Genomic DNA, 16079 nt, shown 5'->3' with positions numbered 1-16079 from the left:
ACACTGGACCGACCCGCCTGGTGTGTTTTGTTCCTGATGAAGCCACGGGGACCACGTTGGAAATGAAATACTCAAAACACGACGCGAAGGCCTATGCCCGCGAACATATGACGGGGATATGGGCCGCGGCACTGAACCCGTTCAAAGATGATCTGACTCTGGATGAATCGGGACTGCGCGCCAACATCCGCCATTGGATCGACGATCTGGATATTCAGGGCCTCTTCGTCGCCGGCAAACAGGGCGAGTTTTTTTCAATGAGCATCGAAGAGCGCAAACGCAACTTCGAAATTGCCGTTGACGAATGCGCGGGCAAAGCCGGAGTAATTGTCTCGGTTTCGGATCAGAACATGAATACGGCCTTGGAACTGGCCCATCACGCTCAGAATTGCGGTGCCGATTACATCGTACTTCACGCCCCGGTTCTGAGTTTCGTACAGGATCGTGGCGAGGTCTTGTACCAGTATTACAAGCGCTTCTGCGATGAGTTGGATATCGGCATCGCCATGTGGAGCCATCCTGACAGCGGCTATTTGATGCAACCTGAAGAATGCGCCCGCATTGCTGATTTGCCGAATATCGTCGCCATTAAGTACTCGGTTCCGCGTGAGATGTACGTGAAGCTGACCCATATGGTGGGCGACAGGATCCACGTCTCGACCTCGGCCGAACATGAATGGCTGGACAACATACTGGAACTGGACTGGAAGCTGTATCTCTGTTCGTCCCCGCCCTATCAGTTGCAAAGCAAGGTCGATCAGCGGATGAACGAATACACGCGCCTGGCCTTTGCGGGACAGGCCGATGAAGCACGACGTGTCTTTGACAGCCTGAACCCTGTCCGCGATGCGATGAAACGCGCGCGTCCCGCGGGCAAACCCACTGCATTCGGAAAATACTGGCAAGAGTTGCTGGGTCAGGTCGGTGGCCGTGTGCGTCCGCCGATGCTGGAACTGACCGACGCGGAAAAAGCGATCATTCGCAAAGCATTTGATGAAAGCGGGCTGCGCGTCTGAGCCGGGTGAGGCCCGGCAGTATAAGGAAATCGGATAGCGAGATGCTGATAATTTCTTTGCGGTTGTGGAAAAACGCGCCAAACTTTCCGGGATAGGGAGTGGGACATGTCAAAACTGAAAGCGTTCAACTTTAAGGCCTGGATCGACGAGCATCGCCATCTGCTCAAGCCGCCCGTAGGGAATCGTCAGGTTTGGGAAGACGCCGATCTGATGGTCACTGTTGTGGGTGGTCCGAACAAGAGAACCGACTATCACGATGATCCGGTGGAAGAATTCTTCTACCAGCTTGAAGGCGACATGGTGCTGAAAATCTATGACGGAGAGGAGTTCTATGATGTTCCGATCCGTGAAGGCGAGGTTTTCCTGCTGCCTCCGCATGTGCGCCATTCACCACAGCGCCCTCAGGAAGGCTCGATCGGGCTTGTAATTGAACCCAAGCGCCAGACCGGAGAGCTGGATGCCATCGAATGGTATTGTTTCGAATGCGGATCACTGGTGCATCGTGCAGAAATGCAGCTAAAGTCCATCGTTGATGACCTGCCTCCGGTTTATCAGAAGTTCTATGCCTCGGAACAAGACCGCACCTGCCCCAATTGTCAGGCTGTGCACCCGGGAAAGGAACCGCCCGAGGGTTGGGTCACGTTGTAAAACAAGATCAAACAGGGGAAGTAATGAAACATTTCGCAAAAACCGCCGCCGCTGCGGCTGCGTTGGCACTGTCGGCTGTGGCCGTTCACGCCGAAGAGTTTCGGTTGGGTCTGATCACGCCGCCACCGCATATCTGGACCAAGGCCGCCGAAGCGTTCGGGGCAGAGTTGAATGAGGCCAGTGGTGGCGCGCATTCGGTATCGGTTTTCCCGGCCCGCCAGTTGGGGAACGAGGCTGAAATGCTGCAACAATTGCAGACCGGCGCGTTGGACATGGCCTTCATGACTGTGGCCGAGGTCTCCAACCGCGCGCCCGAGTTGGGGGCGTTTTATGCGCCCTATCTGGCAGATGACATAGGGCACGCAGGGCGCATTCTGCGGTCTGACACCGCCAAATCCATGCTGGAACCCTTGCCGGGGCAGGTAGGCGTCGTTGGGCTGGGATACGGGATGGCCGGATTGCGCCAGATCGTCAGCCGGGGCGAGGTATCATCCGCCGAAGACTTGGCGGGCCTGAAACTGCGGATCACACCCTTCACGCCGATCCTGGATTTCTACAACGCGGTGGGCGCAGCTCCCACGCCCATGCCCTTGCCTGCCGTCTATGATGCGCTGGCCAATGGTCAGGTCGACGCCATCGACATGGACGCCGAACTGATCTGGGTACTGAAATATTATGAACACGCCGACACGATCGTGCAGTCGGATCACATGATGTTCCCGATGGTCGGTCTGGTTTCGGCCAAGGTCTGGGCTGGTTTGTCCGAAGAAGACCGCGCGATGATTGCGGACCTTATGGCCAAGCATGTCGACAGCACCATTGATGCCTACGTTGAAAACGATGCCAAATGGCTGGAGCAGATCGAGGGCACTGGCAAAGCCTACAAAAAGGTCGACGCCTCGTTCTTCGGCGACGCAATCGAAGAATGGAACGGGATCTGGTCCCAGAAGACCTCTTCCCTTGACGCTTTGCGGCAGACTGCGGCAGAAACAAAATAACGAAAACGGCATGACGAAAGGGGCGCAGCTCGATCCTGCGCCCTTTTTCGCGGGAGAACAGCGATGTTGTATCGGCTGTCGGCAGGCTTGGCGCGGGTCGAGTTGTGGGGCGCTGCCTTTCTGGCGGTTTGCATAACGGTTCTGATTTTGCTGAATGTCGTGACGCGCACGGCGGGAAACGCCCTGTTCTGGGTCGATGAGCTGGCGATCTACGCGATGGTCTGGATGACTTTTCTGGGCGCGTCTTCCGCATTGCATCATCGCAGTTCGGTGTCGATCTCCATCGTTTCCGACAACGTGCCGGAGCGCGCGAAACGACTGATCCGCAAGAGTGTGGACGTGGTCGTGTTTGCTTTTTCCCTTGCGATGCTGTGGTTCTGCTGGCGCTGGTTCCTTCCGCTGGACATCGCCAGTAGCGGATTTGATGTGGCGGCGTTTCAAGGTCAGACATTCAATTTCATCTATGCCGAGCCGACATTGACCCTGGGCCTGCCGAAGTACCTGTTCTGGTTGGTGATGTGGCTTTTCGCTCTGGGTGCAACGCTGCATTCCACCATGCATCTGCTGAGCACCCCAGAGCAAGAGGCACAGCCATGAGCCCCATCGTCTTTCTGGCCACTTTACTTCTGTCCGTGCCCGTGGCGATCGTGCTGGCAATCACGGCCATCTGGTACATCTGGGAAAGCGGCAACACGGTTCTTTATGACAGCTTCGCGCAGAAGATGTTCGGCGGTCTTGAGAATTACGGCCTGCTGGCAATTCCTCTGTTCATGTTGACCGGGGAATTGATGAACGAAGGCGGCATGACCCGGCGCCTTGTCGCGCTGGCGCGGGTGTTTGTCGGCGGGTTTCGCGGCGGGCTGGCCTTTATCAACTTGCTGGCAAACATGTTCATGGCGGCAATCATCGGGTCTGCGACGGCGCAGATCGCGGTGATGTCGCGCGCCATGGTCCCCGCGATGGAGGAAGAAGGCTATGACAAGGGTTTCGCCGCTGCCACGACGGCCGCGGGCGGACTGCTGGCTCCGGTCATCCCGCCGTCGATGATGTTTGTCATCTTCGGTGTTCTGGCTCAGATCCCGATTGGTGACATGTTCATTGCAGGAATCCTGCCCGGTTTTATCTTGGCTGCTTCATTTGCTTTGGTCATTACCTTGATTGGGTGGCGGCAGCAGTTCCCAAAGGGGAACTGGATGACACGCAGCGAAACCATCAAGGCCGTGATCAGCGCCGCCCCTGCCCTGCTGATCCCGATGTCGATCATAGGCGGTATTCTGTTCGGGATCGCCACACCGACCGAATCCGCCGCAATCGCGTCCCTGATCGCGTTTCTGGTGGGCTGGTTGGTCTACGGGGATCTGAAGCCGAGCAACCTGGCACAGATGTTCAAACGCACGGCGGCCAATGCCTCGATGATCCTGTTCATGATCGCGGCCGCCAGCGTGTTCGGCTGGGTCATCATCTATGAGGAAATACCACAGCAACTGGCAGGGCTGATCACCTCGGTCACTTCGGACCCGTTCGTTTTCCTGCTGATCGTGAACCTTGCGCTTTTGCTGGTTGGAATGGTGATCGATGGCATCGCCGCGATCATCCTGATCACGCCGATCCTGCTGCCGATTGCAACCGGTTCATACGATATCAGCCCCTATCAGTTCGGCATTGTTGCCTGCCTGAACCTTGTGCTTGGGCTGCTGACGCCCCCGGTCGGGATCGGATTGTACATCGCCTCATCCATGAGCGGCACATCGCCCGGTTCAATCCTGAAATCGCTTTGGCCTTTCCTGATCGCGGTAACTTTGGTGTTGCTTCTGCTCAGCTATTACCCAAGCCTGTCAACGCTGCTGATCTGAGTCAGATGCGTTTGCAGGCGCATTCCGTCGCAGACATGGCGCCGGAAATCACGCTCTACTTATCGGTGCCCGTCAGCTAAGCTGGTCTGAACACGCAAATTGGTCACAAAAAAGGATAATCATGCTGCTCGACACTCCAGTCTGCGATTTCGGTTGGAAAGCCCCGGACTTCACGCTCAAAGACCCGAACGGTCAGGCGTTCACGATGTCCGATCACCTGCAAAACGGGTTGCTGATCGCCTTCATCTGCAATCATTGCCCCTATGTCAAAACGATCACGGATCGGCTTGCGCAGGACACGGATCTGCTGATGTCCAAAGGGATCGGCGTGGTGGCGGTCATGTCGAACGACTATCGCGATTACGCCGAAGATTCACCGCAGAACATGCTGGAATTCGCAAGGCAGAATGGCTTCAACTTTCCCTATCTCGTGGACGAAGATCAATCCGTAGGCAAGGCTTATGGTGCTGTTTGCACACCCGATTTCTTTGGGTTGAATGCGGATGGAAAGTTGCAGTACCGGGGCCGTCTGGACAATCTCGGCCGCGGCCAGACAGGCGAGCGCGAACCGGAGCTGGTCAATGCGATGCTGCAAATTGCCAAGACCGGGCAAGGCCCCCAGGACCAGATTCCATCAATGGGATGTTCGATCAAGTGGACCCGAGGTTAGGTCATGGGGATCGCTTCACTGGATCATGTCAACCTGCGCACCACGCGTTTGGATGAGATGATCGAATGGTACTGCAACATGCTGGGGATGCAGGTCGGCCCACGCCCGCCCTTCCCCTTTCCCGGAGCCTGGCTCTATGTCGGTGAACACGCGTACGTGCATCTGGTCGGTGTCGAGACCGCAGCCGCGGGATCGGAGACCGAGTTGAAGCTCGAGCATTTCGCCTTTTCGGCGAACGGTTTGAACAGTTTCGAAGCTCACCTCAAAACAAACGATGTTCGCTATCATCGTGCGGATCTGACGGCAGTCGATATAGTGCAGTTGAATGTCTGGGATCCGGACGGCAATCATGTCCACATCGATTTTCCGGCTGACGAATAAGGGCGATAGCCGCCGGTATTTCTGGCCAGTAAACAGTTTCTCTCTCAATTTGAAGACTTGACCCGAATTGCTGGGTCGTCCTTGATAGGGTTTGATTTCTCCTGACTACTCCCGGGTAAATTGTACTGGCCAAAAAGAAATGGGGGCTGCATGGCATCGCGCCACCGCCGACATGCATGGCAGTCGAATGACTGATATTAAGGACTGGCTGGCCAGGCACGGCTTGTCCAAATATGTCGATGCCTTTTCTCGGCACGAGATCGAGCTGGGCGATCTTCCGGAACTGAGTGACGATGACCTCGTCACGATCGGCCTGCCCCTGGGACCCAGACGCCGCTTTCTGAAAGCCATGCGGGAAGAAAACCAAGGGCCCGCAGCAACACAACGCGCAAGTCAGGAACCCAACATCGTTGCCGAGCGCAGACAGCTGACGGTCATGTTCATCGATCTTGTTGGGTCGACAGCGATATCGCAGAAGCTGGACCCTGAAGATCTGGCCGACGTTCTGAGACTGTTCAAGGAAACCTGCGCCGCCGCGGTCGCCGCTTTTGACGGGCATATCGCCAGTTACTATGGCGATGGCATCATGGTGTTTTTTGGCTTTCCGCACGCGCACGAGGACGATCCGGAACGCGCCATTCATGCAGGTCTTCGGATCGTTCGCGAAATTCCGGAAATCCGCACGCATGCACATCTTGAAGTCCGCATCGGGGTCGCGACCGGCTTGGTTGTCGTCGGTGACCTGCGGGGAGAGAAAATGTTCGAGGATGGCACCGCCATGGGCGAGACCCCGAACCTGGCCGCACGGCTCCAGTCGATGGCTGATCCGGGGACTATGATCGTCGCGCCGACGACACGGGAACTGGCGGGTGATGCGTTCGAATATGTGCGCCGTGGCACGTTTCAATTGAAAGGCTTTGCCAAAGAGGTCGAAGCCTGGCAGGTCACCGGCACGCGCCAGACTCTCAGCCGCTTCCTCGCGGCAGACGACGCCCGGATGAGTTCATTGGTCGGGCGCGCGCAGGAGCACGAAACCCTTCAAAGCAAGTGGAGGCTGGCCCGCCAGGGTCAAGGTCAGGTGGTGCTGGTCTCGGGCGAGGCGGGCATAGGAAAGTCCAGGCTGATCGAAGAGCTTTGCCGTACGATCCCGGACGCAAAACACCGACAGCTTCGATTTCAGTGTTCACCCTTCCATGACGCAAGTGCGCTCTACCCGATCATTCGCCAGCTTGAAAGCGCGGCCGACCTGCGGGCCGGTGACAGTGCGAACGAAAAACTGGACAAGATCCACAGCGTCCCGGGCGATCCTTCTGAAGGGTCACTGAAACTGGCTGCGGCACTGTTGTCGATCCCGTTTGAAGACAGGCTTGGTCCACTGGATCTGACGCCTGAGCAGATCATGAAGCAGACGCTGGACATGCTGGTCAATCATGTGATCGGCTTGGCGCAGGAAACCCCGACCCTCTTGCTGTTTGAAGATGCACATTGGATCGATCCAACGACAAAGACTTTGCTTGATCAGCTTGTGACCCGGATAGAGGACGCGCGCCTGCTGATGGTCACGAGTTTTCGGACAGGCTTTGATCCGGGCTGGCCACAATCACACAACCTGGTGCACGTCGCACTCCAACAACTGGACTTTGCGCAGGTCAAAGAGATCGTGAACGACGTTGCCAAAGGCAAAACCGTCCCGGACGAAGTTCACCATCTGATTGCTGCCAGATCCAACGGTGTCCCGCTTTTCGTAGAAGAGGTGACGAAAGATCTGCTGGAATCCGATCTTCTGACTGAACGCGCCGACGCCTATACGATCGACCGGTCCACGCCATCACCAACTGTGCCGAAAACACTGCATGACGCGTTGATGGCTCGTCTTGACCGACTGAGCTCGGCCAAGGAAGTCGCACAGATTGGTGCTGTCATTGGCCCCCAATTCTCTTATCCGATGATTGCAAGCGTTTCCCGTTTCGATGAGGGGGCGTTACGTTCCGGCCTGGATTCACTGGTGGATGCCGGGATCGTGATTGTCTCAGCTTCAGAGCCCGAGGAAACGTTCAGTTACCGTCACGCACTCATTCGTGACACCGCTTACAACAGCCTGCTGAAACGCGAGAGGCGAACGCTTCATGCGCGCGTGGTCGAAGCACTGAACTCTTCGTCATTGCATGACAATTTCGCCGAACCGGAAATTCTGGCTCATCACTACACGATGGCAGATTTGCCGGATGAAGCGATTGAACAATGGTATCAGGCCGGGCAACGTGCCGTAGAACGCTCGGCCGGGATCGAAGCGGCCACTCAACTGGGGCGTGCCATCGCGCTGTTGGAACGGCAGGAAGACTCGGTTGACCGCGATCGCAAGGAAACCAGAATTCAAACGTTGCGGGCTGGCGTTCTTCGTTCGACCGCTGGCATCGCGGCCGACGAAACGGGGGCCGTATATGCCCGGATCCGCGACTTGTGCAATCGGCTGGGTGAAACGGAACAATTGTTTCCTGTGCTCAATGGGCTCTACGCGTATCATCTTGTCCGCGGTGAATACGACCTTGCCAAGGACGTCGCGGCGCAGTTGTTGGAGCTGGCCAATCTGACCGGGGAAACGCATCACACTATGATTGCGCTCCGGGCCATGGGTGCCGTCTTGTTGCATATCGGACATCTGGACGCGGCCCACGATCATCTGCTGCAAGCGCTGCACTTGTATGATCCACAGCAGCACAGCCGCCTCGCCTATGTCTATGGAACGGATCATGCCGCCATTACATCCTGTTTCCTGAGCATAACGGCCTGGTTGCGCGGAGAACCGGACCGCGCGCTCGAAATCCAGCAGCAGGCGATCTCGGCGGCGCGGAAACTCAATCATGCGCATAGTCTGGCCCAGACCCTGACGTATCTGTGTATGCTGCACCTTTTGCGGCGTGAACCGGAACAGGTTTACGACGTTGTCGCCCGCCTTGAAGAAGTGGCGACCAAACACACTTTCCCCTTCATGATACTGACGGCGAATGTCTGGCGATGCTGGGCAGACGCGCAGATCACGCCTGGCCCGGAAACGATCCGAGCAATGCGCGAGGCGTCCGAAGCCTGGTGGGCCAGCGGGGCTGGAAACTACAAGCCGGTGTTCCTGACGGCCCTTGCCGAAGCGTCACTGAAAGCGGGCGAACCGAAGGCCGCGCAGCGCCTGCTGGATGAAGCACGTGAACAGCAGGCACTGACCCATGAAGGGTGGGCTCAAGCGGAAACAGATCGGATACAGGCGTTGGCGCGGTCCATGGAAACTGCCGCAGATGATCTGTTCGCGGAGGCTCTGGAAACCGCGCGCAAACAGCGGGCAAGAATGTTCGAACTGCGCACAGCGGTGGATTACGTGCAAACCTGCGGCCAACTTGGCTGCACACCGGCCTCGCCGCCTGATCTTGGAAAGATTCTGGCCACGATCGTTGATGGCGCGCAATCCCGCGATGTCGTGCAAGCCATGTCTTTGCTCAATCACTCGAAAGCGTCGTAGAGTACTTTCCCGGCCAGTTCAGCGGGCAACAGCCTTTCATCCATCCCGTCGCCCCGTAGGACCACACGCGCAATGCTTCGCTGCGTCAACTCGGTTGCAACTCGTCCTGATATCCGAATAACGCCGGTTGGCCACCTGTGTGCAGCAGAACAACTTTCTGGCCTTTTTCGATGACGCCTTGTTCAAGCAGCCCAAGAAGCCCTGCAAAGGTTTTGGCGGAATAAACAGGGTCAAGAAAGATGCCCTCGGAGCGCGCCATCAGGGTCAACGCCTCGCGGGCTGCCGGACCGATCCGCCCATATCCGGGAGCCAAGGCGCCGCCCCAGGTACAAATGTCTTCCATGACCAAGGCAGGGTCGAAACCCATCATGGTTGCCAATCGCCCCAGGACCTTTTGCAGACGCGCTTTCTGCTGGTTCTGATCGCGACGCACGCATATGCCGTAGACAGGCGCAGACTGCCCGACCAAACGCAATCCGGCCAGAAACCCCGCATAGGTAGACCCGCTGCCAGACGGAACCACCGCCGCGTCGAAATCGCTGATCTGAGTATGCAACTCGGCCGCCCCCGCCACATAGCCCAACGCTCCCAGCGGAGGGTGATCGATGCCCAGATGGATCACGTATGGTTTTCGGCCCTCAGCCACCAGTTGGTCGGCGCGTTCGTGAAGAGCGTTGTCGGCGCCCGCCTCGTCCTCACCCTTGGGGTAGCTCATGTGTTCAGCCCCCAAAAGCTGGGCCAGAAGAACATTCCCGGATCGATGGTAGAATTCTCCCATATGCGCCACGCGGTCTTCCAATTGAAGAACGGATGACATTCCCAGTTTTGCCGCCGCTGCCGCCGCAGTGCGCACGAAATTGGATTGCACGGCACCCGTGATCAGGATGGTGTCCGCCCCCTGCCTCAGCGCCTCCCCCATGTAAAATTCCAGCTGACGGGTCTTGTTTCCGCCGAAGCTGAGACCGGTCAGGTCGTCGCGCTTGATCCACAAATCCAGCCCCAATTGGTCAGAAAGTCGCTCTAGCCGTTCGACCGGTGTGACCGATGTCATCAACCTTGCGCGGGGATAGTTTGAAAGCGCTGCGTCTATCATGGACCAGGTGCCCTTCATTTTCATGCAAACGACTCGTGCCGATGGATGGCACTGCTGATCAGGATAATGAGGTTTTGGAAAGCGTGGAAGACAGCCGGTCACGCGCAAAAGCGCCCGACTGAACCCCTTGCTGAAGCGGGCCGGCGCCGAAGAGTCCGGCCGCCGGTGATCAATCACCTCTCGCTGGTGTCGCTTTCGGCGTAGTTGCGCAAATCGTCCATGTCGGCGATATCCGCGTGGTTCCTGTCGATCTTGACGCCAACGGGTTTCAATCGCGAAAACGCGCGGCTCAGGCTTTCGGGCTTCATCCCCAGACGTCCGGCGATCAGCATCTTGTCGTAGGGCAGTTCCACCTCGCACCGACCGGATTCACAATCGCACAGGTTCAACAGAAACTCTGCAACGCGTTGCGCCCCGGTTTGCGCTTTCAATTGCTCCAGCTGCGCCACCAGAGCATGCAGATGCGTGAACGTCGCAGCCAGAATTGAAACGCCGATTTCCGGGTCTTCCTTCATAAGGGACAACAGCACAGGGCTGGGAATATGCATCACTTCACAGGCTGAAACGGCTTCGGCTGAAACGGGATATGGCACATTACGCAGCGCAACGGCCTCACCAAAGCTTTCTCCGCGGGTGAAAACGCTCACCACCGCTTCCGCCCCGGTCGGAGAGATGCGGAACAGCTTGACCCATCCGGCCAGGACAACGTGTACAGCCTTGGCTTCTTCCTCTTGCAGAAAGATCGTCTCGCCACGGTCATATTGCCGCCAAATCGCTTGCCGCAGCAAAGTATCCACATGCTGATCCGGCAGGCTGCGCAGAAGCAGAGACTGCCGCGCAATCGCCTTTTGTGCCTCGTGTGGCATGAAGGCACTCCCTTCTTCATCCAGTCCGGGCGATGGCCCGGGTAATCATCCCCAATGCCCTGCTATGCCAAAGTCGGCGTGTCAGGGCCAGTCTTTTTCTTGAAGATCAACTTGACAATTGTCATGTCGTAGCGCCTGTCGCTGCCCTAGGGTCGGTTCACAGCCAGTTATCCGGGGAGCATGTCAGATGGATTTCGAGCGATTTTTCAGCCAGAGCCTCGACGCTTTGAAAGAGGAAGGGAACTATCGGGTTTTCATCGACTTGCAGCGACGTTGCGGAGCTTTCCCGAACGCACGCCAGACCGATGGGTCAATCCAGCGGGATGTTCGCATCTGGTGCTCGAATGACTACCTGGGAATGGGGCAACACCCTGCGGTCATCAACGCCATGCACGATGCGCTGGAACGTTGTGGCGCCGGTGCAGGCGGAACGCGCAACATCTCGGGCACGACGCATGACCACGTTCTGCTTGAGGCAGAGTTGGCAGATCTCCATGGCAAGGAGGCCGCTCTGCTGTTCACCTCGGGCTATGTGTCCAACTGGGCCGCTCTGGGAACGCTGGCTGCGAAGATCCCCGGTCTGATCGTTTTCTCTGATGCGCTGAACCATGCCTCGATGATCGAAGGCATCCGCCACTCACGGGCGCAGAAGGTGATATGGAAACACAACGACCTTGCGGATCTGGAGGCCAAGCTGGCCGCCGCCGACCCCGACGCGCCCAAGATGATCGCCTTTGAATCCGTGTATTCCATGGATGGTGATATCGCGCCGATCAGGGAAATCTGCGACCTGGCCGACAAATACGGCGCGATGACCTACCTGGACGAAGTTCACGCCGTCGGCCTCTATGGCCCGCGCGGCGGTGGCATTGCCGAGCGCGAGGGCTTGATGGATCGCCTGACCGTGATCGAGGGCACGTTGGGCAAGGCCTTCGGCGTGGTTGGTGGCTACATCGCAGCCTCGGCAGCGCTGTGCGATTTCGTTCGCAGCTTTGCCAGCGGCTTCATCTTCACCACTGCCCTGCCGCCTTCGATCGCCGCAGGTGCCGCCGCATCCATCCAACATCTGAAGCAGTCAAGCGCCGAGCGTGATCTGCAAAAGGCCCGTGTGGAACAAGTGCGCACCCGTCTGGATGCGGAAGGGATACCGCATCTGCCGAACCCCAGCCATATCATTCCGGTGATGGTGGGCGACCCGGTGAAGTGCAAGTTTATCTCGGATACGCTTCTTGAAGAATTCGGCATCTACATCCAACCGATCAACTATCCCACTGTTCCCAAGGGCACCGAGCGTTTGCGGATCACGCCGTCCCCGGTCCACACGGATGAGGATATCGATCATCTGGTCGGTGCCTTGTCGGCGCTCTGGCAGCGTTGTCAGATCGCGCGGATCCCACAGGCCGCTCAGTAATCAGGACCCCCCTTTGCTTGAATACTGCCGCCTCTCGGGGCGGCATTTTTTTTCTTCAGACCAGATAGAGCGCAAAAACCACAACCGAAAACCCGGTCAACACCATGGTGAACCCACGCAGCCAGCTTTGGCTGTTTTCCAAATCCAGGTAGTGTTTCAGGATCACGCGGGCCTTGATCAGCGCCAGCAACAGGATACCGCCAGCAATGATCGCGCTTGGCGCCCCAATCAGGGTCAGCAGCGCGGATCCCACGCTGAGGCCCAAGAGCGCAAGCCACGCCTGGATCAAAGGGTTCGACGACCTCTGACGTGAAATGTTGGTCAAAGATGAAGGTTGGGCCATCTGACTATCCCAGCAGATAGATCACTGGAAACAGCATGATCCAGACCAGGTCCACCATGTGCCAGAACTGCGCGCCCGCTTCGACGCTACTGGGGTCGTCGCGCCAGGCCACCAGCAACAGAATACCAACCCCGGCCAGGACATGCGCGGCATGAAAGCCGGTCAGCATATAGTAGAACAGGAAGAATGGATGCGTTTCATATCCTATCCCCTGAGACGCCTTGTCGGAATATTCCGCACCCTTGATGATCAGGAACACGACACCCAGAAGCGCGGCAAGGATCAACGCCAAACGGGCCCGCAAGCGTTGCATGTTCCGCCGCCATTGCAGCGCCTGTGCGGCCAGATAGCCGGATGTCACCAAAACCGCCGTGTTCAAGGCCGCACCCGTGCGATGCAGATGCGACTGCGCCTCGGCAAAACCTGCCGGATCCGTCAGGCGCACCCCCATGAAAGCGATCATCCCCGCGCCAAAAACCAGCAGTTCCGAAATGATCAGAACCCACATCAGGAACTCGCCCGGCAGTTCGTCTATCAGAGAGGTATCACTCATGCGCCGACCAACTGGCGATAGATCTGCGGCAGGGCCATGGTCAGGCGATGCGGATCTGGAATGACGGCGAAACCGCCCTGCCCGAACATGCGAGGAAACCAGCTTTTGCCGGTTTTATCGATGGTGACGCCGAACACTGACTGTCCGGCCCGACGCGCCTCGCGTATGGCCATGCAGGTATCTTCGATGCCGTGGCGCCCCTCGTAGTGATCCAGGTCGTTTGGTTTGCCGTCCGTTATGACCAGCAGCAATCGGCGCTTGCGGGACTGGCTTGCCAGATCTGCGGAACAGTGCCGGATTGCCGCGCCCAACCTTGTGTAATGTCCGGGGCGCAGCGACGCGATGCGCTGTTCAACTTTGGTTCCCATCGGTTCGTCAAACCGTTTGCAACGTTGCACATAGACGCGCTGACGCTTGAGGGAGCTGAATGCATGAATGGCGAAATCGTCGCCACAAGCGTTCAGGCCCCAGGCCAAGGCCGCCAGCGCCTCGCGTTCGATATCGATCACGGCGCGACCAGTAACGGCGCTTTCAGTCGAGCGGCTGACATCCAGCAGGATCGAGACCGCCAGATCGCGGGCCTCGGGGCGGGATTGCATCCAGACGCGTTCCGTCCCTTCACCATTTGCGCAGCGGTCAACCTGCGCCCGAACGGCGGCTTCCACATCCAGCTGGTCTCCGTCCAGATGGCCCCGGGTCATCACACGCCCCGGGCGCAACGCCTCGAATTGGCGCTTGACGGCACGAATGCGCCGCGCAGTGGCCGGATCCTTGCCGAACTCGGCGGCATCGTCGCGGATATCGGCATCCGAAAGCAGAACGTTCACATGATCCGGCAGGTACTGACCCGTCCGCACATCCCATTCGGGATATAGAATACGGCCTGACAGGCGTTCGCGGTTGACGTCTTCGGGCGCCAGGTCAAGGTGAAGCTTCAACTTGGTAGGCGGCGCTTTTGAGATCTGGCCAAGACCGATCTCTTCCTGATCGTCAGCCGCCTTCTTGGCGTTGTCGGGATCGTCGTCATCGATGCGACGGTTGATATTCAGGAATTCGGCCCAGCTGAGGATGGCTTCGAACTTGTGCAGAATGAAACTGTCGCTGCGCTCGGCCTGATCCGATTTGCGGCGTCGGGCGCGGTGTGTCTTTTCGCCGGATTCCTCTGGCGGGCCTTCAGTATCGGGGTTTTCAACCTCGTTGTGTTCCGAGAACCCGACGGCCCGCAATTCCGGCCACAGGGGAACCGGGCGCATCGGCTGATAGCCGCGCGGAGCGATCAGGTCGTCGTCAAGTGCCAGAAGTTGCTCGGCCTGATCCGACAAGGGTTTGGGATCGCCCAGCATATGACGGATCAGTTCTTCGACCGCAGCCTCGGCAGGCGGCAGACTGGGGATGTCGCGCTGATACAGCACGCCCTTGCAAAGTTCGGTGTAAAGCGGACGCAAGCCAGGCGCGTCGTCCAGAGTCACCTCGACCATGTGCCGGGCGGCAACCAAGGCACGCAGGTCGGCACGCAGTGGATCGTCTTCGTCAATTCGGGTTCCGGCATGGGCAGCGGCGGCGGCCAACCAGACATAGAGCGCGCCATTAGCTTCGCGCGCCGGGAATACAGCCAGACGGTCGGGCAGGCGCAAAACCTCGCCATCGAACGAGGCGCGCGGCATCATTTCCACTTCGGTTGCAAGTTTGCGACGCCAACTCAGGCGGTGACGCGAAACCTCGGGTGAGACCGGGCGCAATTCAACGCCCGGACTACCCCCAAGCCCCCGAAAGAGGACTGCCAGCCGCCCCGCGACCTCGGAAAGGTCGACCGCGGCTCCAACATGCACCTGGGGTGCATCGAGGCGGCTGGCAAGGGTGTGCCACAGTTTCCCGATCGTTTCTTCGGGTTCCCATGGCTCAAAGTCGATCCTGACCATCACCGGCCTCACCCAAAGACGGCGGTGACAAGATCGAGGAGCCCGCGTTTGATATCCTCGTCATCGGTCAGAGGTTCGATCATGGCGGCAAGGATGGCGCGGTCGGTGGACATGCCCTGCGCGATCAGCGTCGCAGCATAGACGACCAGCCGGGTGGACACGCCTTCCTCGAGGTCCTGACCCTTGAGCCCGCGCAGCTTGCCCGCCAGCCGCACCAGCGGCTTGCAGCGTTCCAGCGGCAGGCCGCTTTCCTGCGCGACCACCTCGGCTTCCATCTCGGGCGAGGGAAAGTCGAACTCCAGCGAGATGAACCGCTGCCGGGTCGAGGGTTTGAGGGTTTTCAGGATATTCTGATAGCCGGGGTTGTACGAGGCCACCAGCATGAAGCCGGGCGCGGCCTCAAGCTCTTCGCCGGTGCGATCGATCGGCAGGATGCGCCGGTCGTCGGTCAGCGGGTGCAGCACCACGGTCACGTCCTTGCGCGCCTCGACCACCTCGTCGAGATAGCAGATCGCGCCTTCGCGCACCGCGCGGGTCAGGGGGCCATCGACCCAGACGGTTTCGCCGCCCTTCAGCAGATAGCGTCCGATCAGGTCGGCGGCGGCGAGATCGTCGTGGCACGCTACGGTATAGAGCGGGCGGCCAAGTTTCGAGGCCATGTGGGCCACAAACCGGGTCTTGCCGCAACCCGTCGGACCTTTCAGCAGAACCGGCAGATCGTTGTTGTAAGCGGCGGTGAAGACATCGCATTCATCGCCCTGGGCCAGGTAGAAGGGGGCGTTTGCCGCCCCCTCTTTCAGGTTCATGGAGCCATCCATAT

15 protein-coding genes are annotated in these 16079 nt (G+C 58.5%); 9 read left to right on the top strand and 6 right to left on the bottom strand.

Features of this window, described 5'->3' with window-relative positions:
* Positions 1–62 precede the first annotated feature (62 nt).
* The 8 genes from ACR0DJ_RS10165 to ACR0DJ_RS10130 all read left to right on the top strand — a co-directional run bounded on the left by ACR0DJ_RS10165 (position 63) and on the right by ACR0DJ_RS10130 (position 9074).
* Entirely contained in the window at positions 63–1016 is a 954-nt protein-coding gene (locus ACR0DJ_RS10165) for a dihydrodipicolinate synthase family protein (RefSeq protein ID WP_170345461.1), read from the top strand.
* A 105-nt stretch (positions 1017–1121) separates the two neighbouring features.
* Positions 1122–1664, top strand: a complete 543-nt coding sequence (locus ACR0DJ_RS10160; RefSeq protein ID WP_152460347.1) for a 3-hydroxyanthranilate 3,4-dioxygenase — start codon at positions 1122–1124, stop codon at positions 1662–1664.
* A 23-nt stretch (positions 1665–1687) separates the two neighbouring features.
* A complete protein-coding gene (locus ACR0DJ_RS10155; protein WP_170345462.1) occupies positions 1688–2662 on the top strand; it encodes a TRAP transporter substrate-binding protein in 975 nt (324 codons plus the stop codon).
* A gap of 63 nt (positions 2663–2725) precedes the next feature.
* The gene (locus ACR0DJ_RS10150; protein ID WP_480684832.1) at positions 2726–3259 is read left to right on the top strand and encodes a TRAP transporter small permease; all 534 of its coding nucleotides are present in this window, start codon (positions 2726–2728) and stop codon (positions 3257–3259) included.
* Positions 3256–4515 (top strand): TRAP transporter large permease, encoded by a 1260-nt coding sequence (locus ACR0DJ_RS10145; protein ID WP_480684831.1) that lies wholly within the window; start codon positions 3256–3258, stop codon positions 4513–4515. Before ACR0DJ_RS10150 ends, ACR0DJ_RS10145 begins: the two co-directional genes overlap by 4 nt.
* 121 nt (positions 4516–4636) lie before the next feature.
* A complete protein-coding gene (locus tag ACR0DJ_RS10140) occupies positions 4637–5185 on the top strand; it encodes a thioredoxin family protein (protein WP_480684830.1) in 549 nt (182 codons plus the stop codon).
* A gap of 3 nt (positions 5186–5188) precedes the next feature.
* Complete coding sequence (locus ACR0DJ_RS10135; protein WP_480684829.1) at positions 5189–5566, top strand: VOC family protein; 378 nt, start codon at positions 5189–5191, stop codon at positions 5564–5566.
* Between the two features lie 187 nt (positions 5567–5753).
* Positions 5754–9074 carry an ATP-binding protein gene (locus ACR0DJ_RS10130; RefSeq protein ID WP_480684827.1) on the top strand — a complete coding sequence of 1107 codons (3321 nt, stop codon included), beginning with the start codon at positions 5754–5756 and terminating at the stop codon, positions 9072–9074.
* Positions 9075–9159: 85 nt separating this feature from the next.
* Here ACR0DJ_RS10130 and ACR0DJ_RS10125 read toward each other — a convergent pair whose 3' ends face one another.
* Positions 9160–10167 (bottom strand): D-cysteine desulfhydrase family protein, encoded by a 1008-nt coding sequence (locus tag ACR0DJ_RS10125; RefSeq protein ID WP_480686252.1) that lies wholly within the window; start codon positions 10165–10167, stop codon positions 9160–9162.
* Between the two features lie 173 nt (positions 10168–10340).
* Entirely contained in the window at positions 10341–11033 is a 693-nt protein-coding gene (locus ACR0DJ_RS10120) for a Crp/Fnr family transcriptional regulator (protein ID WP_480684824.1), read from the bottom strand.
* A gap of 187 nt (positions 11034–11220) precedes the next feature.
* Between ACR0DJ_RS10120 and hemA the strand changes: the two genes are divergently transcribed.
* A complete protein-coding gene (gene hemA, locus ACR0DJ_RS10115) occupies positions 11221–12444 on the top strand; it encodes a 5-aminolevulinate synthase (protein ID WP_170345469.1) in 1224 nt (407 codons plus the stop codon).
* A gap of 55 nt (positions 12445–12499) precedes the next feature.
* Here hemA and ACR0DJ_RS10110 read toward each other — a convergent pair whose 3' ends face one another.
* Genes ACR0DJ_RS10110 through ACR0DJ_RS10095 form a run of 4 tightly spaced genes read right to left on the bottom strand, consistent with a single transcriptional unit; the run spans position 12500 to position 16077 of the window.
* Complete coding sequence (locus tag ACR0DJ_RS10110) at positions 12500–12787, bottom strand: cytochrome C oxidase subunit IV family protein (RefSeq protein ID WP_170345470.1); 288 nt, start codon at positions 12785–12787, stop codon at positions 12500–12502.
* A 4-nt stretch (positions 12788–12791) separates the two neighbouring features.
* The gene (locus ACR0DJ_RS10105) at positions 12792–13340 is read right to left on the bottom strand and encodes a cytochrome c oxidase subunit 3 (RefSeq protein ID WP_480684822.1); all 549 of its coding nucleotides are present in this window, start codon (positions 13338–13340) and stop codon (positions 12792–12794) included.
* Positions 13337–15259, bottom strand: a complete 1923-nt coding sequence (locus ACR0DJ_RS10100) for a nitric oxide reductase activation protein NorD (RefSeq protein ID WP_480684820.1) — start codon at positions 15257–15259, stop codon at positions 13337–13339. Before ACR0DJ_RS10100 ends, ACR0DJ_RS10105 begins: the two co-directional genes overlap by 4 nt.
* Positions 15260–15267: 8 nt before the next feature.
* Positions 15268–16077, bottom strand: coding sequence for an AAA family ATPase (locus ACR0DJ_RS10095; RefSeq protein WP_480684819.1), 810 nt, complete (start codon positions 16075–16077; stop codon positions 15268–15270).
* Positions 16078–16079 lie beyond the last annotated feature (2 nt).

The organism is Ruegeria sp. BF10 (assembly GCF_056538725.1).
Note: the sequence above shows the minus strand (reverse complement) of the source record. Positions and strands in the feature narration are given on the sequence as shown.